General features: G+C 69.5%; 16 protein-coding genes. 9 read left to right on the forward strand and 7 right to left on the reverse strand.

Annotated features, from left to right (window positions below; translation table 11 throughout):
- The first annotated feature begins 116 nt into the window (after nucleotides 1-116).
- Together WME90_RS21150 and WME90_RS21155 are read left to right on the forward strand one after the other, a co-directional pair.
- Nucleotides 117-1,493: a DUF5939 domain-containing protein gene (locus WME90_RS21150; protein WP_437282971.1), complete on the forward strand. Its 1,377-nt coding sequence runs from the start codon at nucleotides 117-119 to the stop codon at nucleotides 1,491-1,493.
- A 3-nt stretch (nucleotides 1,494-1,496) separates the two neighbouring features.
- Nucleotides 1,497-2,390 (forward strand): helix-turn-helix domain-containing protein, encoded by an 894-nt coding sequence (locus tag WME90_RS21155; protein ID WP_437282972.1) that lies wholly within the window; start codon nucleotides 1,497-1,499, stop codon nucleotides 2,388-2,390.
- 45 nt (nucleotides 2,391-2,435) lie between these two features.
- Here the strand turns inward: WME90_RS21155 and WME90_RS21160 are convergent, their stop codons facing one another.
- Complete coding sequence (locus WME90_RS21160; protein ID WP_437282973.1) at nucleotides 2,436-3,419, reverse strand: MBL fold metallo-hydrolase; 984 nt, start codon at nucleotides 3,417-3,419, stop codon at nucleotides 2,436-2,438.
- A gap of 280 nt (nucleotides 3,420-3,699) precedes the next feature.
- On the opposite strand from WME90_RS21160, the gene WME90_RS21165 reads away from it, so the two are divergent.
- A complete protein-coding gene (locus WME90_RS21165) occupies nucleotides 3,700-3,858 on the forward strand; it encodes a hypothetical protein (protein WP_437282974.1) in 159 nt (52 codons plus the stop codon).
- Nucleotides 3,855-5,246: an MATE family efflux transporter gene (locus tag WME90_RS21170; RefSeq protein WP_437282975.1), complete on the forward strand. Its 1,392-nt coding sequence runs from the start codon at nucleotides 3,855-3,857 to the stop codon at nucleotides 5,244-5,246. Before WME90_RS21165 ends, WME90_RS21170 begins: the two co-directional genes overlap by 4 nt.
- A 31-nt stretch (nucleotides 5,247-5,277) precedes the next feature.
- Here WME90_RS21170 and WME90_RS21175 read toward each other — a convergent pair whose 3' ends face one another.
- The 3 genes from WME90_RS21175 to WME90_RS21185 all read right to left on the reverse strand — a co-directional run bounded on the left by WME90_RS21175 (nucleotide 5,278) and on the right by WME90_RS21185 (nucleotide 9,979).
- A complete protein-coding gene (locus tag WME90_RS21175; protein WP_437282976.1) occupies nucleotides 5,278-7,059 on the reverse strand; it encodes a CotH kinase family protein in 1,782 nt (593 codons plus the stop codon).
- Nucleotides 7,060-7,612: 553 nt separating this feature from the next.
- On the reverse strand, nucleotides 7,613-8,425 hold the full coding sequence (locus WME90_RS21180; RefSeq protein ID WP_437282977.1) for a response regulator transcription factor: 813 nt from the start codon (nucleotides 8,423-8,425) through the stop codon (nucleotides 7,613-7,615).
- 378 nt (nucleotides 8,426-8,803) lie between these two features.
- Nucleotides 8,804-9,979 (reverse strand): alpha/beta hydrolase family esterase, encoded by a 1,176-nt coding sequence (locus WME90_RS21185; RefSeq protein WP_437282978.1) that lies wholly within the window; start codon nucleotides 9,977-9,979, stop codon nucleotides 8,804-8,806.
- Between the two features lie 305 nt (nucleotides 9,980-10,284).
- Here WME90_RS21185 and WME90_RS21190 point away from each other — a divergent pair, with 305 nt between their 5' ends.
- Nucleotides 10,285-11,124: a polysaccharide deacetylase family protein gene (locus tag WME90_RS21190; protein ID WP_437282979.1), complete on the forward strand. Its 840-nt coding sequence runs from the start codon at nucleotides 10,285-10,287 to the stop codon at nucleotides 11,122-11,124.
- 4 nt (nucleotides 11,125-11,128) lie between these two features.
- Here WME90_RS21190 and WME90_RS21195 read toward each other — a convergent pair whose 3' ends face one another.
- A complete protein-coding gene (locus WME90_RS21195) occupies nucleotides 11,129-13,408 on the reverse strand; it encodes a glycoside hydrolase family 15 protein (protein ID WP_437282980.1) in 2,280 nt (759 codons plus the stop codon).
- Nucleotides 13,409-13,572: 164 nt separating this feature from the next.
- Here WME90_RS21195 and WME90_RS21200 point away from each other — a divergent pair, with 164 nt between their 5' ends.
- From WME90_RS21200 to nudC, 3 genes are all read left to right on the forward strand, one after another.
- A complete protein-coding gene (locus tag WME90_RS21200) occupies nucleotides 13,573-13,710 on the forward strand; it encodes a hypothetical protein (RefSeq protein ID WP_437282981.1) in 138 nt (45 codons plus the stop codon).
- Between the two features lie 257 nt (nucleotides 13,711-13,967).
- A complete protein-coding gene (locus tag WME90_RS21205) occupies nucleotides 13,968-14,291 on the forward strand; it encodes a hypothetical protein (RefSeq protein WP_437282982.1) in 324 nt (107 codons plus the stop codon).
- 114 nt (nucleotides 14,292-14,405) lie between these two features.
- Nucleotides 14,406-15,215, forward strand: a complete 810-nt coding sequence (nudC, locus tag WME90_RS21210; protein ID WP_437282983.1) for an NAD(+) diphosphatase — start codon at nucleotides 14,406-14,408, stop codon at nucleotides 15,213-15,215.
- Nucleotides 15,216-15,283: 68 nt separating this feature from the next.
- Here the strand turns inward: nudC and WME90_RS21215 are convergent, their stop codons facing one another.
- Nucleotides 15,284-16,360: an ABC transporter substrate-binding protein gene (locus WME90_RS21215; protein WP_437283634.1), complete on the reverse strand. Its 1,077-nt coding sequence runs from the start codon at nucleotides 16,358-16,360 to the stop codon at nucleotides 15,284-15,286.
- Nucleotides 16,361-16,560: 200 nt separating this feature from the next.
- Between WME90_RS21215 and WME90_RS21220 the strand changes: the two genes are divergently transcribed.
- Nucleotides 16,561-17,379 carry a hypothetical protein gene (locus WME90_RS21220; RefSeq protein WP_437282984.1) on the forward strand — a complete coding sequence of 273 codons (819 nt, stop codon included), beginning with the start codon at nucleotides 16,561-16,563 and terminating at the stop codon, nucleotides 17,377-17,379.
- 59 nt (nucleotides 17,380-17,438) lie between these two features.
- On the opposite strand, the gene WME90_RS21225 is transcribed toward WME90_RS21220, so the two are convergent.
- Nucleotides 17,439-17,990, reverse strand: coding sequence for a ferritin-like domain-containing protein (locus tag WME90_RS21225; protein ID WP_437282985.1), 552 nt, complete (start codon nucleotides 17,988-17,990; stop codon nucleotides 17,439-17,441).
- Nucleotides 17,991-18,011: the final 21 nt, after the last annotated feature.

Below are 18,011 nucleotides of genomic sequence, written 5' to 3' on the forward strand. Positions count from 1 at the left end.
TCTTCGACCCCGGACCGGCAAGGAGCATCCGTGGGAACGTGGGGGGGCGGCGCGGCCGGGCACGCACATGGCACTTCCCGCCGCCTGCGAGACATGCGCATGCTCGGGGAGCCGCCATGGATACCCACCGCCTGAAGAGCCTGTGCGAGCGGCTCCGGCAGCAGCACCTCGCGAGCGCGGGCGAGATCGATGCGGTCGAGCGGTGGCTCCACGACGCGCCGCTCATCCGCCGCTACCGTATCAACCCCCACGTGATCGCGGCGGACACCGCGCTCGCCCCGCACGCGGTCATCCGCGTCCTGCTGCACGGCACCCAGATTGGCCTCTTCGACATGCACTGGGACGTCCACTGTGGCCATTGCAACATGCTGGCCGACGTGATCGACGACCTCGCCGCGGCCGCCGCCGTCTCGTTCTGCCCGATGTGCGAGCACTCCTTCGACGTCGACATCTCGGAGCGCGTCGAGGTGACGTTCTCGCTCGGCCGGTCCATCGAGGACCTCGGCTTCCCCCCCGCTTGCCCGCCGCCGTCGGCGCTCCAGCCCCGCTATGGCATGACCGCCGCGCTCGGCGAGACCGCAGCGGCGACCGAGGTGCTCACCCCTGGCCGCTACCGCTACTTCTGCCCCTTGACCCGCGCCAAGGGCATCCTCCGCGTCGAGGGTGAGCCCACGGACGAGGTGCAGGCTGTCGCGATATCGCAGCTCGCGGGGCCCCACTATGACGTGAAGGATCTCTCGGTGCGCCCCGGCCCCCTCCAGATCGCGCTCACCAACGTTGGCTGGCCGCAGTGCGGCTTCATCGTTCATCACGATGTCCTGAAGGACGAGCTCGATCCGGCCAGCCTGCCGCGGCGGCTCAGCGGGCTCGAGCTGCTCCACGTGCCGGAGTACCGGCGCTACTTCGGCGACATGGTCCTGTCCGCGCGTGAGCGGCTGACGGTCCGAGCGGTCTTCGTCGTCTTCACCGATCTATGCGGTTCCACGCGGCTGTACGAGCGGATCGGCGACGCCCCCGCGTACAACCTGGTGCGCGATCACTTCGATATCGTGATTGGCGCCGTCGAGGCTCAGGGCGGCGCGGTGGTCAAGACCATCGGCGACGCGGTCATGGCCACGTTCCTCGACGAGCGGTCCGCGGTGACGGCGCTGAGCGAAGCCATGCGCGGCATGCTCGGCCACAACGCCGGCCGGCCCGCGGGCGAGCGCCTGGTGCTCCGGGCGGGCATGCACCGCGGCCCGGCGTTGCTCGTCAACCTGAACCAGCGCCTCGACTACTTCGGCCGCACCGTGAACACGGCGGCGCGCCTGCTCGGCGTCTCGGCGGGCGGCGAGCTCACCGTCTCTGCGCCGCTCGCCGCCGACGCCGGGCTCGTCGACCTGCTCACCACCGAGGGCTGGACCCCGCCGCGCGCCTCGCACGTCGACCTGAAGGGGATCGAGGGGACCCGCACCGTGCACTCGGCGGGTTTTCCCGGCATGGCTGCGCGCTGACGCGTGCCCTCTCCCAGGAACCTCCCGCTCCTCGCCGGCTCGCCTGCGCCAGGGCCCTCGCGCTCCGAGCCGCGCGCGCCGGTCGACGTGGATGCGGTCGACCTGCCCGCGTTCGCGCTCGCCGACGATGTGCAGCCGTTCCGCGGCGACGTGCACGCGCACCGCAAGCACCAGCTGCTCTATGCGGGCGCGGGCGTCCTGCACCTCGAGGTCGGCAGCGCCCACTGGATCCTGCCGCCGCACCGCGCGGCGTTCATCGCGGCCCACGCCATGCACCGCGCGCACGCCGCGGGGCCCGTCGCGCTGCGGACGGTGTACCTCTCGCCGCGGCTCACCCGGGCGCCGCTGCCTTCCGGCGACGCCCAGGGCGAGGAGCGCGTCGACTGCCGCGTCTTCGCGGTGACGCCGCTCGCGCGCGAGATGATCCTCCACGCGATGCGCTGGGGGCCAGACCACGGCGGCCGCGACGAGACCGCGACGCTCTTCTTCAAGACGCTCGGGGCGCTCTGCCGCGAATGGGTCGCCGAGCCGCTCCCGTTCAAGCTGCCGGTCGCGCGCTCCCCCGAGCTCGATCGCGCGATGCGGTTCGCGCGCGAGCACCTCGGCGAGCGCCCGACGCTCGATGACGCCGCGCGCGCGGCGCGCACCTCGACGCGCACGCTGTCGCGGCGTTTCGTCGAGGAGGCGCGGACGACGTGGACCGAGTACCTGAGCACCGCCCGGATGCTGCGCGCGATGGATCTGCTGGTCGTGAGCGGCGCCCGCGTCACGGACGTCGCGATCGCGGTCGGGTTCGACAGCCTGGGGGCGTTCACCCGCGCGTTCGCGGCCTTCACGGGCGAGCGGCCGAAGGACTACCGCGCCCGCGCGCAGGCGAATCAGGCCCCCGAGGAGTGAAGCGGCGCCGAGCGCGCGAGCGCCCGGGCGGCCGCGCGGAGGCCCTCACCTGCTCGCGATCGCGTTCGCGAGCCCATAGACGCCATACTCGATCATGTACGCGAGGTCGTACTCGGGGAACTCGGCGGTCGCGAGGGCGGCGAGCTTCTTGTGGTGGCTCGCCGCCTCGGGCCCCGCGAGCTCGCTCTTCTGCGCGCCGAGCGAGGCGACGTAGCGCTCGACGAGGGATTCCATCGCCGTGAGGTACGCCTTCTGCTCGTCCACCGCGGCGCGCACCGGCGCGGTCTGCCCCCGGCCGCCGTAGACGGTGAGCCCGTCGAGCTCCAGCAGCTCGTCGAGCGCCGCGCGCCACGAGGTGAGATCCGGCGAGGGCTTGCCGTTGCGAATGCCGCCTTCGAGCCACGCGTGCGCCTTGTGGTGCACGAGATCGCCGACCACCAGCGCCCCGGCCGAGGGGACGATCGCGACGGTCTGCGTCGTCGAGATACCGGCGTGCTCGAGCTCACGCAGCTCGACCGCGCCGGCCTGCAGCGGGAGCGCGTACGTGCCCTCGAACGTGATGTCGACGGTGGCCTTCGGCGGGTACGTCTCCTCGGTGAACATGCCCGCGCCGATGAAATAGGCCTTCTTGTAGGCGTGGACCTCGTCGATCGCGCCCGCGGTCGCGCGGCTCGCGACGACCTTCGCGCCGATCATCTGGAACTCGGAGGCGCCGTTGAACTTGTCCGGATTCGGGTGCGTCAGCACGACGTACGCGATCGGGCTCTGGGTCTCCCGGCGGATCTGCGCGATGGCGCTCCTGGCGAACGCGCCCGTGAACTGGGCGTCGAACACGACCACCTCGCGCCCGGTGTCGTAGTAATACGAGCGCGTATCGAACCCGGAGGCGTCCGACGTGAACGCGGCGAGCTTCGCCGCCGGCGCGGCAGCGGGGCCCTCCGCAGGCACACCCGGGCCCGCGGCGTCCGAGGCGCAGGCGGCGAGGGCGGTGAACGAGGCGACGGCGACGGCGCGGACGAGCTTCGACATGGGGGTTCCTCTCTCGATGGCATCGCGGGGCGTCCTGCCCCGGAGACGAGGGAGAAGATGCGAAGATCGGCGATGGCGCGCTTCCTTCCAGAAGCCAATGTTTTGCTCGTGCGCGCCAGCGGGGATGCATTCATGCTCGTGCGCGCCAGCGGGGATGCATTCACTGGAACGACGACTACGGGCGTCACGTAATCGTGCTGGTGGCCATGAACGGCGGGGCACCGCGCTGCGCCGCCAGCGACACCGCTTCACGCCACGAGCTCGCCTGTCGGCGGCGGTCGTGGTAACGCTGCTCCGGATGGTCGCCGACCCCGGCGGGATCCCGGCGCTCTCCCCGGCGGAGATCGCGGTGTTCTGGGCGCTCCTGGAGCATGTCGAGCAGCTTCGACGTCCGCTCCCGGGGCAGAGGAAGCGGCACATGAAGGACGAAAAGCGATGAGCGATAGAGACGCCCACAAGCAGTTCATCCTCGACGGCGACCTGAAGGCCGTGATGTGGCAGCTCTCGTGGCCGGCCGTGCTGGCCATGGTCCTGTATGGGCTCAACGCTTTCCTGGACGCCGTGTTCGTGGGCCAGCTGATGAACGAGAGCGCCCTGGCCGGCGTGGGGATCGCCTATCCACTGTCGCAGATCACGCTCGGGCTGGGCAGCCTGATCGGGACCGGCGCCGGAACGGCGCTGAGCATCTACCTGGGCGCGGACGACCGGGGAAAGCTCCACGGCCTCCTGGGGAGCGTGAACGGGCTATCGCTCCTCGTCAGCTTGCCTTGCGCCGTGCTCACCTATTGGTTCGCAGAGCCGCTGCTGCGCATGATGGGCGGCAGCGGGGAGATCCTCGCCTACGGCACCGCGTACTTCCAGGCGACGGCGCTGGGCTCGCTGTTCTGGGTGCACGGCCTCGCGGTGAACATGACCGTTCGCGGCGAAGGCAAGATGAGGACGGCGGCCTGGATGATCTCCCTCGGCTTGCTCGTCGACGTCGCCTTGAAGCCGCTGTTCATCCACACGTTCGGCTGGGGCGTGCAGGGCGCGGCCTGGGCCACCAACGCGTCCATGTTCGTCTACTCGGCCGTCGGGCTCCTGTACTACGCCAGGGGCCGCGCCTCGTTCGACACCGCCTGGCGCACGATCCGCGTCGACCCGTCGATCCGGCGGCAGATCATCTCCCTTGGCACGCCGGCGATGATCGTGTCGGTCATGAACGTCGTCCAGAACGTCGTGGTCTACGGCGCCGTGTCGAGCCACGGAACGGAGCACGACGTCGCCTTCTTCGCCGCCTGCAACCGCATCTTCCTGTTCATGATGACGCCGCTGTTCGGCCTGATGCGGGCCTTGCAGCCCGTGGAGGGGATCAGCTACGGGGCGCGGCGCTACGGCAGGGTGAAGCGGGCCTTCAACCACTTCGCGCTCGCCGGGCTCGTGCTGGTCCTGCCGTTCTGGCTCTCGATGATGCTGGCCCCGGGGGCCGTCCTCGGCTCGATGCTACCGGGGTTCGACTTCACCGCGCAGCAGCTGCTCGACTTCCGGATCTATGTCCTCGCCCTGCCCGCAATGCCGTGGATCTTCATGGCGCTCGTGTTCTTCCCCTCCGTGGAGCGGGCGAACCTCGCGAGCGGGCTCGCCCTGCTGAGGCAGGTGGTGCTCTACATCCCCATGATGTGGCTCCTGCCCAAGGTCGTCGGGGTGAGCGGGGTGTTCTGGGGGAACGCCGCGGTCGACATCGCGCTCTTCGTGCTCGTGTTCATCCTCGTCGGCCGGGAGTTCCGGAGGCTCGACGGGCGCGGCGCGGAGGCGAGCGCCCCGGTGCGCGAGGCGACCGCCGGGTGAGCCGCGCCCGCGCGCCGAGCTCACCCGACCCTCACTGCCCGAGGTACGCGGCCACGTCCGCTTGACGCCCCTTGGCGTGGGCGATCAGCGTGGCGAGGCCGTTATCGAAGTCCTCCGGCTTCGCGAGGTGCGTGTGCCCCTCGATCTCGCCGTCGGGCCCGACGACGTACGGCGCGATCAGGTCGTGCGCCGCCTTGAACCACGCCTCTGCAGCGGCCGCCTCGTACTCCTCGGCCGCGGCCTGCGCCACGTAGCCGCGGTAGACCTCGAGATAGACCGGATCGTCGAGCAGGTAGCGGACGAGCGGCCATTGCTCGGTCACATCGGACATATCGAGGGGCATCGCCTTCAGCCCGACGCTCGCGCCCGGGCTGTCGGGGTCCGTGAACGCGAACGTGTGATCCCAGGGGATCCACGCGAACTGCCCCTCCTTGTTCGGGTCCGAGTAGAGATAGTAGTTGTGCGGCAGGCGGCCGTACACGTCCCAGTCCTCGATCACCGCGTTCAGCGCGAACCAGTGCAGGAAGCCGTCGACGTCGAGGTGCGCCTCGAGCCCCGCGCGCCAGGCGGCGGCGTCGGTCCGGTCGGCGTGCAGCGCGTCGAACAGCGCCCGCGCGTCCGAAAGCTCTGTGTCGTCCTCGTTGTTCTCCTTGACGATGGTGTCGGGATCCCACGTCTCCCACCGCGCGCCGGTGCCGTCGGGCTTGTAGAGGTTGCCCTTGTGGCCGCCGAAATGGGTGTCGAGGAACGACTCGTCCGACGGGAGCTCGATGCCGGTGTACAGCCCGAAATAGACCGGCCCTTCCCCGTGGTCGATGAAGATCCGATAAAAGGCGGTCGCGGGCGCCGGGATCCCCGCCTTGGCGAAGATGTCGGTGCCGATCTTCTCGCGCAGGAGCGAGGGATCCAGGTACCCGCTGGCGAAGGCCAGCGAGTCGAACCCGTAGAAGCGCTGATTCTTCGTCTCGGGATACGCGTCCTCGAATCGGTCGAAGTTGAGCCGCAGCGGCAGCTTCCAGTTGCCCTGCCCCCAGGGCAGGAGCAGGCTCGAGTTGCCCTTGAAGCGGATGCCGACGTGCTTCCACTGCCGATCCTCGGTGGCGACGTCGCACTCGACGTAGAGCGGCGTGCGCGGGAGCAGCTCGACGCTGCTGATGAGCCCGGGATCTCCGGCGCCCGGCCCGGCCGGCATGCAGGCCAGCTCGCCCTTGATGTCGGTGCACGTCCCCGCGGTCTCGGTCCCGAAGAGGTCGATCATGCAGCCGGCGTCCGCGGCGAGCCCTTCGCAGGCGTCCATCCAGTCCTGCGGCGGCACGAAATCCTCGGGGTCCTGCGGCTTCGGCTGGCAGGTCAGGCCGCCGACGAGCTCCGTGCACGTCCCCGCGGTCTCGGTCCCGAAGAGGTCGACCGTGCAGTCGTCGCCGGCCACGAGCCCGTTGCAGGCTTCGACCCACTCCGGCGGCGGCGCGAACACCCCGGACTGAGTGCCGAACTCACCGATCATGTCCGTCATGTCATCGACCATCTGCTGCCATTGCTCGGGCGCGACGGTGATGTCGATGCGGGGCACCCTGTCCTGCGGGAACGCGGCCGTGTAGTCCGGTGGCTCCGTGGGGATGCCGCCCGCCTCGCCGTCTCCACCTGCGCCGTCTCCACCTGCGCCGTCCCCGCCCGCGCCCTGCCCTCCGGTGCTGCTGCTCCCGCCGGTGCCCGGCCCTGTCGCACCGGGGTCGTCGGACGAGCCGCAACCCACGAGGGGCGCGGCTGCCAACGTGGCAAAAGGCAACAGGTAACCAAGAATCCTGAAGTTCATCGATCGCTCCTCAGCTCGCGTTTCGGGACAATCATATGTCAATTTTGCATCTACTGCGTGACGAAACCTTGCGCCCGAAGCGCTCGGCATGCCGTCATCGGCCCGATCGGCCCGAACCGTGATGGATTTTTTCACATCGATCGCAATGCATTTTTCCACCTATGATTTGTGGATATTTCTACTGAGGTGGAGGGCGGAGCAGGCGCGCCGCGCGCCCTCTCGCGACGATCGCGCAGGCCCCTCCGCTCCCCGAGGTCAGCGACGCAGGTCGACATCGACACGGGAGGGCGGCGGGAGCTGTCGAGTCGACGGCGCGGGGGGGGACGCAGAACAGCAGGTCCGCCGCGGCGAGCCGTGGTGTGGCCTGTGCGGCCCTCTCACGCTCATCGATCGCGAGGCGAGCTATGAGGCAATGCGACGCTGGATATCCCACCTTCTCCGCTCCATAGCGTCGCGCCGCCGCACGCCTGGCGACCGTGAGGCGCCTGCCCTCCCGGAGACCGCCCGTCGCGCCGCGCGCACGCTGGCCAGCAGCGTGCGCCCTCGCCGCCGTTCAGCCGAGGAGCCCCCGCTCGCCCAGCCACAGCGTCGCGCCGGCGCGGCTGTAGATGCCGAGCTTGTCGTAGGCGTGGGCGACGTGATGCTGCACGGTCTTCTCCGAGATGCGAAGGACGAGGGCGATTTCGCGGTTGGTCTTGCCGACCCCGACGAGCCGCAGCACCTCCAGCTCCCGCGCCGTGAGCGCCCTGCGTGACCGGACGGGCCCACCGCGCTCGCCGCCGGCGCCGTCGCCGCTCGGAGGAGCGATCGGAACGGGATCGGTGGCGAGAAGATAGCCGTACGTCGTGCCGCGTCCCCCCGTGACGCGATGCGTCCAGATCGGGTTGGCGCAATAGAGCTCCAGCAGCTCCTTTGTGTAACCGATCACAAAATGCTCGAAATAGGGGTGCCAGGCCGGTAGGTCGCGGACTCGAAATTCGACGCCAGCGTCGCGGAGCGCCGCCTCGGAGCGGCTGTCGGTCTCGGCAAAGTAACGGTGCCAGAGGTTCGGAATGGCCTCGACCAGCGAGGTGATCTTCGGATCTCGGACGAAGTGCTTCAGGGGACCGTCGACGAGCGCCCAGCGCGCCGACTCGACCCCGAGGTCGAAGAGCGCGTCCTTGCGGTCCGGATAGAAGCGCCGCACGAGCTCGTCGTGAAACGTGAGGAACTCGGGCAGCGGAACCAGGCTGGTCGCCGTGATCGGCTGCCTGAACCACGGGTTGCTCAGCGCCACGTCACGAAAGAGACCGCGCCACGCCTCCGAGCCGAAGCTCCGGCTCACCAAGGTCTTCCGCGTCAGGATTGTGGTTCCGCTGACCTTCATGGAAAGCTCGTCGGCGCCCGCCATCGGACGGCGAGGCCGCACCGGAGGCAGGCTCCCAAAGTATCACTCGCCAGGTTGGTTGATCAAGGCGCCAACCATCAACGCGCGAGTGCGCTCGTCGTGCGCTCGTCGTGCGCACGCCGGTCACGGCGAGTTGCACACATCAGGAGCAGATCCTTCCGATGGCGCTGCAGATCGAGAGACCGCGCCGCGAACGGCGCAGCGCCATTGCATCATGCAGGGGGTTGGATCCGGATCTCGGCGGAGTTGCTCGAGCGTCGAGCCAGGTGGGAGGAGGAAGGTGTGGAGCGAGGACGCCGCGCACGCGGATGGAGTAACGCGCCGCATTGAGCGCGTAGAGCGTGCGTCACGAGGGGGCTACGGCATGACGTGCCGCTTCAGGACGGGCCAGCCGACGGAGGCGTTGCCGGGCTCGTGGCTTCCCCCCTGTTTCGTGCAAAGAGCCACCTCGACGCCGCCCTCACAGTTCGAGAAGGTAGAGCAGCCCTGGGCGTTTTCGGCCGATGGCGAGCCCGTGCATTTATTGATCTTGCCCCACTGCTCGAGGGTCGATTTCGCGCCGAGGAACGTGATGGGCATGCCTTGCACCACCGAAGAATATCCACCGGCATAGGGCACGATCGGATCCGAGGTGCTCCGGAACGAGATCACGGTGATGGGGCGCGACGGCTTGCAGTCGTCGACGTTCTCCTTGAGGAGATCGAAGGCGGCGGGCGCCACGGCGGCGAACACGTCGGCCGCGTGGCAAGCGAGGTAGTGGGACATGCCGCCTCCCATCGAGAAGCCGACCGCGTAGATGCGCTTCGGGTCGATGCAGGCGGTCTCCTGGATCTCGGCCACCATCGCCTTGACGAAGGCCACGTCGTCGGTGTTCTTCACGCAGCAGGGCCCCACGTTCCAGGCGCCGCCCGACGGGCCGGACTGCCCTGACGGGAAGGCCATGATCACCCCCTCCGGGTCGGTCTGCGCCGGATACGGTGAGCCCGATCGCTCCGACGGGCCAGAGCCGCCGAGAGGGTGGAGGTCCACCACGAGAGGCACCGGCTTGCTGCCGTCGTACGCGGCGGGGACATGCAAGACATAGCTGCGGTTCCCAGAGCCGACCGTGATCGTCTTGTTCGTGTCGCCGGCCCTCAGCGCGGGCGACGGGCAGGTGACGGCCCCGCCGCCCGTGCTGCTGCTGCTGGCCGCTTCCCCTGCGCCGCTCCCGCCCGCCGCGTCCCCGCCCGCGCCGCTCGCGCCGGCGCCGCTCCCGCCGCCGCCGTCACCGCCGGTGGTGTTGCTGCCCGTGGTGTTGCTGCCGGTGGTGTCGCCGCTGGTGCTGTTGCCGGTGGCCGAGCTCGTCGTGCCCCCCGACGCGGTCCCAGCGCTGCTGCTGGAGGTGCCGCTCGTGCTTGCGCCCTCGGCAGCGCCGCCGCCGGCGCCGCCTGCGCTCGTGGTCCCGTCGCCGCTGTCGCCGCAGCCCCAGAGGGAAACGCCGAGCGCCCCCAACACCAGAATTTGCTTCGATAGACTCGTTCGTCCGTACATCATTGTCAGCACCTTTGTCCGGTGGTATCAAAACCACTATCCGGTGATCAGGCCACGTCCTTGGGAGCCCGAGGCAGCGCCGGCTCTCCGCTCCAGGATCGCCGTCCATCCTCGCATCGCCCGATGCAGGTGGCTGTCATATCCGAGGCCGCTGGCTCGCGGCATGGGCATACCGGCCTATGCCTCGACACGCGGCGCCGCGGCCGCTCGCCGTCCCGGAATCATCTCCACGCGTTCCCGGAAGGCGCAGGTTGCGCTGGCCTCGTCGGACGGGCGCCGGAGGCAGCGGCACGGTCGATGATACGGGGATGTGTTCCGTGGAGATCCTGCGCACCGAGAGTGGCTGTGAGCGGCGCCTCGCGGCGCGCCGACAGCAGGCGGTGCTGGCGTGCGTCGTGGTGTGCCTTGCCGCCGTCCTCCTCGCCCCGGTCCTCCTGACGGGACGTCCCCCGGGCCCCCTTGTCGTGTCCATCGAGTTCGACGACGGGCTGGCGGATCAGTTCTCCGTGCGCTCCCTCCTCGCCGAGCACAGGATGCATGCCACGTTCTTCGTGAACAGCGGTCGACTCGACCACCCCGGCCACCTGACGGTCGCGCAGCTCCGCGCGCTCGCGTCCGACGGCCACGAGATCGGCGGCCACACCATCGATCACGTGCGGCTGCCCGGGCTCCGGGCCAGCGAGCAGCGCCGGCAGATCTGCGAGGATCGCCGCGCTCTCCTCGCGCTGGGCTTCGCCGTGAGCGACTTCGCGTACCCCTGGGGCGCTCACGACAGCGTCAGCACCGAGCTGGTCCGCTCCTGCGGTTACGACAGCGGAAGGAGGGCGGGCGGGCTCGTGTTCCCCTCATGCATCGTGTGCCCGCCGGCGGAGTCCATCCCTCCGCGCGACCCGATGGCCACCCGCGCGCCCGGCTCCCTCCACCGCAGTCAGCGCGTCCCCGCGATTCAGGCGCTCATCCGCCGCGCGCAGAAGGACGGCGGATGGATACAGCTCATCTTCCACCATGTGTGTGACCCCTGCGGCGAGTACAGCATCTCCCGACAGGACTTCTCCACCCTCCTCGACTGGCTCGCGGAGGAGCGCGACGCCGGCCGCGTCGTCGTCCTGACCGTGCGGCAGGTGATCCGCGGCGAGAACCCTGTCTAGGCCGTCAATCGCCTCCGGCGCTGCGCATCGGCAGGCGGAAGAGCGTCGCGTCGTCGTACTGGCGCAGGGCCAGGACGAACTCGGCGTGCGCCCACCCGAGGGGCGCCGCCGAGCCGGTCGGCTGGCCGGCGCGGGGCCCGCGAGCGAAGACCTGCTCCGGCAGCATCTGGGACGCGGTCGCGAAGCGCCCCATCGCGTCGAGGTAGGGGCGCATCCTCTTGCGCGCCGCCGCCGGCGAGCTGGACATCTCGAGCACCTTCGCCAGCTCGAACTCGGCTCTCTCGCCCGTGAGCATCGGCCATAACATGCCCCCCGTCCGCCCGCCCGTGCGCGGATCGAAGCCATACCCATCGCCGACATAGCGATAGAATCCGGGGCCGACCCCCGGGACCTCGACGCGCAGCGCGGCGTCGCAGGCCGCCAGCGAATCGGCGATGCTCGGCGCGAGCGCCGGGCGCACGCCGAGGACGGCAAGCCTGAGGAAGCCGCAATCGACGACCTCGCGCTCCAGCCACGAGCGCCCCCGCAAGGTGTAACGTCGATCGTCGTCCGGGTCCCTCGGGGCGTCCGGGCTGCCGGTCCCGTCGACGCGCTCGAAATACCGCCCATGGCCGGTGGTCCCCCGGGTGGTGAACGTCCAGCCGTCGATCTGCCGGGCCCAGCGCTCGGCCGTCTCGCTGTACCGGGCCTCGCGCTCGGCGTCACCCATCGCGCCCGCGATCTCCGCGGCATGGACGAGCGCGGCGCAGACGAAGGCCAGGGTCGACGGCGAGACGCCCGAGACCTCCTCCCATCGATCGAGCGGCGTCCAGGGGCCGAAGGCGACGAGGAAATCGGCGGCGCGGCGCGCGAGATCCCAGCACGCGCCGGCAGCGACGAGCCGCTGCTCGACCACGTGATAACAGAGGTCGATCGGCTGCGCGACCTGATCGAGCTCCAGGCCTCTCCAGTACGGTTCTCCGTTAGACCAGGTGTTCTGGTAAAATGAACCCTCCTTCGAGACATGGAGAGCGCCGAAATCCCAGGTGCCTTCCGAGGCGGAGAGCTGGATACTTTTCAGGAACCGTACCGCGGCCACGGGCGAGCGCGTGTCGCCCGAGGCGAGCAACGCGAGCGCCATCTGGCTGAGATCGCGCGGCCATACGAGGTGGTAACCGCCCGTGATGCTGCTCGAGGTCCTGGGCGAGATCGCGCTCGTCCGGTCGAGCCTGACGTCGCCCCAGGGCACGGACGGCGACGCGATGAAGGCCCCGGGGTGCGCCCTGTCCTCGAGGGACTTCATCACCGCCACGGAGCTCCGGTAGAGGCGCGCGAGGTCGGGCGAAGCGCTCCCGAGCGGGCGGAGGGACGCCTGGTAGGCGCGCCACTGGGCGCGGTACCTGTCGAGGAGCGCGTCGGGGTCGTCGTGGAGCGACGCCTGGGCGGCGCGGTAGGCGCCGTCGATGTCGCTCCCGAAGCCGAGCGCCAGCGTGAGCTCGCAGATCCCGGGCGAAAGCGGGAGATCCAGCTCCCCGGTCAGCACGACGTCCCCGTCCCTCGCGTCGCGGTAGTGCGTGGTCAGCGTGCGATGTCTCTTCAGATCCCGATAGCCGTCGCTCTCGGTGCCCGAGAAGCCGGCCGTGGCGTCGCGCCAGGCGACGGACGCCACGAGGGCCTGGGCGAAGGGGCCTTGCCAGGCGAACAGCCCTGCCCCCGGCGCGTCTCCGGTGCTCGCCAAGGCGCTGTCGCCGAGCGGCGTGTTCCCCGCGCTGGGGTTGTGGAGGACGAAGAACCTGAGCCCTCCGACTTTCCGGGTGATCGTCAGCCGCTGGAGGACCACGTCGCGATCGGGATCGGCGAACACGATCTTCTCGATCCTGAACCTGCCGCCCGGATCTTCCGTGATCACCCGGAAAGCCGGCACGCCGCGCTCGATCCAGCGGACGCGCCGCCGTGCGTCCCGCCGCTCCTCGAAGAGGCCTCCGCCGGCCGCCGTGACGAGCAGCTGGCTGTCCCGCGTCTGCGCTGTATCGTTCGTCGGCCAGAACACCTCGGTCAGGATGCCGCTCGCTCCGGTGAACCATACGTTGCTGATCGGGGCCGTACCGGAGCGCGCCGAGTATTTCAGGTCGTCGTCGTAGCTCTCGTACGCGGCGCCGAAGAGATCTTTGGAGCCGTAAGACCAGCTCCCGGAGGACGAGGACCCAGGCGCCGCGCCGGAGGGCGTCGCAGCGCTCGCCACGCCGGCGAGCGGCAGCGAGGCGCCAAGGGCCGCGATCAGCAACGTTCTCCAGAGAATTCGCATGGACCGTCTCCGACCTGCGATGAACGCGCAGCGCGTCGGTATCGAGGCGTGCAACGCCCGGTCCATTGACGCCCAACCGATGGCCCTCGAGGCATGGCCGATGCTCCTCCGCTTGGGGTCATCGATCGAGCGCGGCGAGGTGTGCGGCTCCTGCGCGCGCCGGCGTGAACACCGAGCAGGACGCGCTCGAACGCCGCGCGCGCGCCGGGGGGCGCCTCCGGGTCGGCGGCGATGACCTCGATGCGCTCGAGGCGCGTGCGCTGCACATGGCAGTGAGTGCAATCCAGGTGCCGCGACGCTGAGCTCCTGTTTGCCGCGGTAAATGGTGCTCCTAAAGCCGCTGGAGCGCCCTTCTGTTGCTGCGCCGCTGCACGGATTCGAGCAGCTCATCGCCAGCCCTGTTGCTCCAGCAGCAGCTCCGCCGCAGCTCGGCCAGCGAGATCGTCACCGGTGACCGTCGCTCAACCCAGAGCGCCATCGCGCGATATCCACTTTCGCTCGGCCGCGTCATCCGTTATAGTGGTTCATCCGAAAATACCCCGACGTCACGAAGCGCGTGGTGCGGCAGTACGTGCTGGCGGCCAAATGGCTCGCGGATCAGGAGAAAGACCTGAGCGCGGCGTACCGCGTCTGGGCGCGCTCCGGCGTCCCGTTCGCGGCCTTCAAGGAGGACTGGGCCGGCGAATCGGTGCGATACAGAGACAGCCCGCTCGTGGACGCGTACGTGGTCGCTCGCTACAAGACGAGCATCGCCGATGCCAAGCGCCTGGGCTTGATCCGGACGGCGTTCGACTTCGAGCCCTGGGTCGACCGCAGCTTCCTCGATCAAGTCCTGAAAGAGGAGAAGCTTGAAGGTTTCTGGAAGCCCCGCACGCTGCCCTGACGCAGCCAGGAGCTCGAAGCGAAGCGGCCGAACGAGGCGACGCGAGGCTCCGCTGCCGGCTGTCGCGCGCGGCGCTGACGGCGCTCGGCGAACCGAGTACCCTGGCGCTCCGCTATGACGGCCAACAACGAGTTCGTGGTGTTCGTGCGCGGCCTGGAGGTGGTGGTGGAGCGCGCCGGCGGGCTGTTCCTCGGCCGGCGCGATGCCCTTCCGGCGTTCGCCGATCCGCCCGTATTCCTCGGCAGATTCGAGGATCGCGGCTGGTACGCGGCGCGAGCTCGGCCCGGGGTCGAGCTTCCGGCCGAGCTCGCGTTCGCGTCGGCCCGCTCCCTGTTCTCCGAGCTGCCCGAGCCCACCCTGCACATCCTGGGCTGCGCGCTCGCTGGTGTCGAGTTCGCCGAGACGCATCGCTACTGCGGGCGCTGCGGAACAGCCACCGAGCCGGGCGCCGCGGCGTCGGACAGGCGCGAACCCAGCGTCGGTGAGCAGACGCGGCGCTGCCCGAGCTGTGGGTTGAGCATGCACCCGCGGATCGCGCCCGCCGTGATCGTGCTGGTGGAGCGCGAGGATCGCGTGCTCCTGGCGCGCAGCGCCCGCTTCCCGCCCGGACGCTTCAGCGCGGTGGCGGGCTTCGTGGAGATCGGCGAGTCGCTCGAACGAGCGGCTGCGCGCGAGGTCAGCGAGGAAGTCGGCGTCCAGATCCGCGATTTGAAGTATTTCGGCAGCCAGCCGTGGCCGTTCGGTCGCTCGCTGATGATCGGCTTCTCGGCCACGTATGCCGGCGGCACGCTCACGCCGGACGGCCACGAGATCGTCGAAGCCGACTGGTTCTCGCGCGAGCAGCTACCCGACCTCCCACCCAAGGTGAGCATCGCGCGCCGTATGATCGACGCCTTCCTCCAGCGATCCATGCCACGGTCCTGAGCAACGGCCGCGTGACGCGCCGAGGGCGTGCAACGCACGCCCCCCATTCCCTCGACGATCGGCGTTGACTATTTTGCGGCTCGGTCGTTCGCGTACGGGTTGAGCTCGTTCGTGTAGACGCGGCTCAGGGCGATCTCACCTGGCTTGAGCTCGCCGCTTTTGACCATCCAGTCGATCCAGACTTGGAAATCGCGCTCGGTGATCAAGCCGCCCTGGCCGGCGACGCCGTAGCTGCGCCAGAACTTGATGGCCGAGTCCTCCTCGTTCCTGCCGCGTTTTTTCATCAGCGCGAGGCAGCGCTCGACCACCGCCTCGCGCGGGGTGTTCCGGGCCCACTCGATGGCCTTGGCCGTCGCCTCGACGAAGCGCCGCGCCGTCTTGGGGCTTTCCTTGATGAAGCTGGTCTTCATCACGTAGCTGCCCGCGGTGAACTGGCCGTAGAGCTCATAGTCCGAGAACAGCGCACGAATGCCGCCGCGCTCGAGCGCGCGATCGCGGTAGATGTCGCCGAGCACCGCCACGTCGACCTGCTTCTCGCGGAGCAGCTGCTCTCCGTTCACCGGAGGCACGACGAGCAGCGTGACGCGCCGGGCTTCCTCCGGCGTGAGCTGGCTCCGCGACAGGAACTCCTTGACCATGAACTCGCTGTGAGCGCCGAGCGTGTTCATGGAGATCGTCCTGTCCAGCAGATCGCGCGCGGTGCGCAGCGGGCTGTCGTTCAGCACGTAGAAGCCGCTCTGGCGTTGCTCGTCGACACCGTAGTAGCCCGCGACGGCGATGATGGGCGCCTTGGCCGCGATCAGCTTGACGATCGCGCCGTTGAAGGCGCCGCCGAAGTCGGTGTCGCCGGTGACCACGGCCTGCACGCTCTGCGGGCCGCTCACCGTGCTGCCGACGAAGCGCAGGCGGATCGGCGCGAGGTAACCGAGATCTTCCGCGAGCTCGATCGGCGACACCGTGCCGTTATTGCCTTGATAGCGTAGCTCGAGCGTCTCGAACTCGCTCTCCGGCCCGGCGGCGGAGGCACGGGAAGCTTCGTCGCGCGAGCAGCCCGCCGCGCCGCACAACGCCAGCAAGACCAAAAGGAGGACCGCAGGCAACGCGGGGCGGAGCAGGTCAGAACGGAGGGGACGCGGAGGTGCCATATCCGTTATATTAGACAAACGTCCGTTATAATACAAGCCACTTCTCTCACCGGCGAGCTCGCGCGTGTGTCAGGACGCGCGGCCCTCGCGACGTGGCTGGCACAGTCTTTTCTTGAGCGCTGTCTCGCATCAAACCGCGCGCTTTTCTCAGGATCCTCCCACGCGCGGCCCTGGCACTCTTTGGCACAGGAGCGAATCCAATGACAGACCTTCGACCTACCTGGTTTCACTTCGGCCCCGTGTTCTCGCTCGCGATCGCGCTTTCTGGCACGCTCGCGGGCTGCCAACCGCTCGGCTGGACGAGCTGTGAGTACGACGGTGTCGAATACAGTCCCGGCGACGCATTTCCATCCAAGGATGGGTGTAACAGCTGCTCCTGCACGGAGGACGGGGACGTCGCCTGCACCGATATGGCGTGCATCTCGGACTGCACGTGGGGAGGGGTCACCCACGCGCCGGGCGCGTCGTTCCCTGCCGGGGACGGGTGCAACAGCTGCTTCTGCATAGAGAACGGGGACGTCGCCTGCACCCTGGTGGAGTGCACCGGCGGCTGCACCTACGATGGGCTGGGCTACATGCCCGGCGACTCGTTCCCGGCGTCCGACGGGTGCAACACCTGCACGTGCGGCGCGGATGGCAGTGTCGCATGCACGGAGAGGGGATGTCCGGAGGCCTGCACCTACGGAGGTGTGGCGTACGAGCAGGGCGACAGCTTTCCCTCCCTCGACGGCTGCAACACCTGCACCTGCACCGCCGGCGGGGGCGTGGCCTGCACGGAGCGGTATTGCGGCTGCGACCCGTCGAGCGAGTGGTGGCGCCAGTATGTGAGCACCAGCGCGAGGGAGTGCGCGGTCATCGACTTCGCCTGCACCGGAGACCTGACCTACGTCTCCAACGAGTGCGGCTGCGGCTGCGAGCAGGACCCGAGCTGCCCGCCGTCGTTCGACTGCAAGCCGCCCAAGGCGTGCGATCTGGACGAGATCCAGCGGGGCTGCCCGTACTCCACGATCCAGCGGTGAGCGGACGAGCCGCGCTCGCCGAGCTGGTGGGGGCCGCCGAGAACGAGCCACGGCGACGATCACGGGGCGAGGCCGAGCGCGCGGCGGCCGAGATCGTGCGCGCCCTGCGTCGCCGCGAGCGCCTCCGCGCCCGCGAGCTCCGCGAAGGCGCGGGCATGGAAGCGCTCCTCCGGCAGGATGCGCTCGAACACGGCGCGCACGTCAGGGGGCGCCTTCGGGTCGCCGGCGATGACCTCGATGCGCTCGAGCCGCATGCGCTCGGAGTGCGCGCCCACCGCGCACCCGGTCTCGAGATCGCGGACGATATCGAGGGTCTCCCTCCAGTAACGCTCGCGCTTCGCGCCGATCTTCGGCTCGATCCCGCGGGCTACGAGCAGGTCGCCCACCCAGACGGCGTGGCGGCGCTCCTGCCCGGCGATGACGCCGAGGATCCGGTGCGCGCGCGATCCGGGCTCGGCGAACGCGTCGCGCAGCATCTCGATGCGGCCGGCCGCGGTGGCCTCGCCGCGGTACTGATCGAGGAGCCAGGCGACGAGGGCCTCCGGATCCTTCTTCACGGCCTCCCACCAGGCGTGGCTGTCTCTGAGAACGACGGGATTCGAAGCGTTCATGGCGGCCTCCTTCAACGCTCG

The sequence above is a fragment of the Sorangium sp. So ce375 genome (assembly GCF_051473855.1).
Lineage (GTDB): Bacteria > Myxococcota_A > Polyangia > Polyangiales > Polyangiaceae > Sorangium.

Excerpts from the sequence above, each read along its gene's own strand:
- WME90_RS21150 (WP_437282971.1), top strand. The coding sequence starts at position 117 with ATGGATACCCACCGCCTGAAGAGCCTGTGCGAGCGGCTCCGGCAGCAG.
- WME90_RS21160 (WP_437282973.1), bottom strand. The coding sequence starts at position 3,419 with ATGTCGAAGCTCGTCCGCGCCGTCGCCGTCGCCTCGTTCACCGCCCTC.
- WME90_RS21170 (WP_437282975.1), top strand. The coding sequence starts at position 3,855 with ATGAGCGATAGAGACGCCCACAAGCAGTTCATCCTCGACGGCGACCTG.
- WME90_RS21175 (WP_437282976.1), bottom strand. The coding sequence starts at position 7,059 with ATGAACTTCAGGATTCTTGGTTACCTGTTGCCTTTTGCCACGTTGGCA.
- WME90_RS21180 (WP_437282977.1), bottom strand. The coding sequence starts at position 8,425 with ATGAAGGTCAGCGGAACCACAATCCTGACGCGGAAGACCTTGGTGAGC.
- WME90_RS21185 (WP_437282978.1), bottom strand. The coding sequence starts at position 9,979 with ATGATGTACGGACGAACGAGTCTATCGAAGCAAATTCTGGTGTTGGGG.
- WME90_RS21190 (WP_437282979.1), top strand. The coding sequence starts at position 10,285 with ATGTGTTCCGTGGAGATCCTGCGCACCGAGAGTGGCTGTGAGCGGCGC.
- WME90_RS21195 (WP_437282980.1), bottom strand. The coding sequence starts at position 13,408 with ATGCGAATTCTCTGGAGAACGTTGCTGATCGCGGCCCTTGGCGCCTCG.
- nudC (WP_437282983.1), top strand. The coding sequence starts at position 14,406 with ATGACGGCCAACAACGAGTTCGTGGTGTTCGTGCGCGGCCTGGAGGTG.
- WME90_RS21215 (WP_437283634.1), bottom strand. The coding sequence starts at position 16,360 with ATGGCACCTCCGCGTCCCCTCCGTTCTGACCTGCTCCGCCCCGCGTTG.
- WME90_RS21220 (WP_437282984.1), top strand. The coding sequence starts at position 16,561 with ATGACAGACCTTCGACCTACCTGGTTTCACTTCGGCCCCGTGTTCTCG.
- WME90_RS21225 (WP_437282985.1), bottom strand. The coding sequence starts at position 17,990 with ATGAACGCTTCGAATCCCGTCGTTCTCAGAGACAGCCACGCCTGGTGG.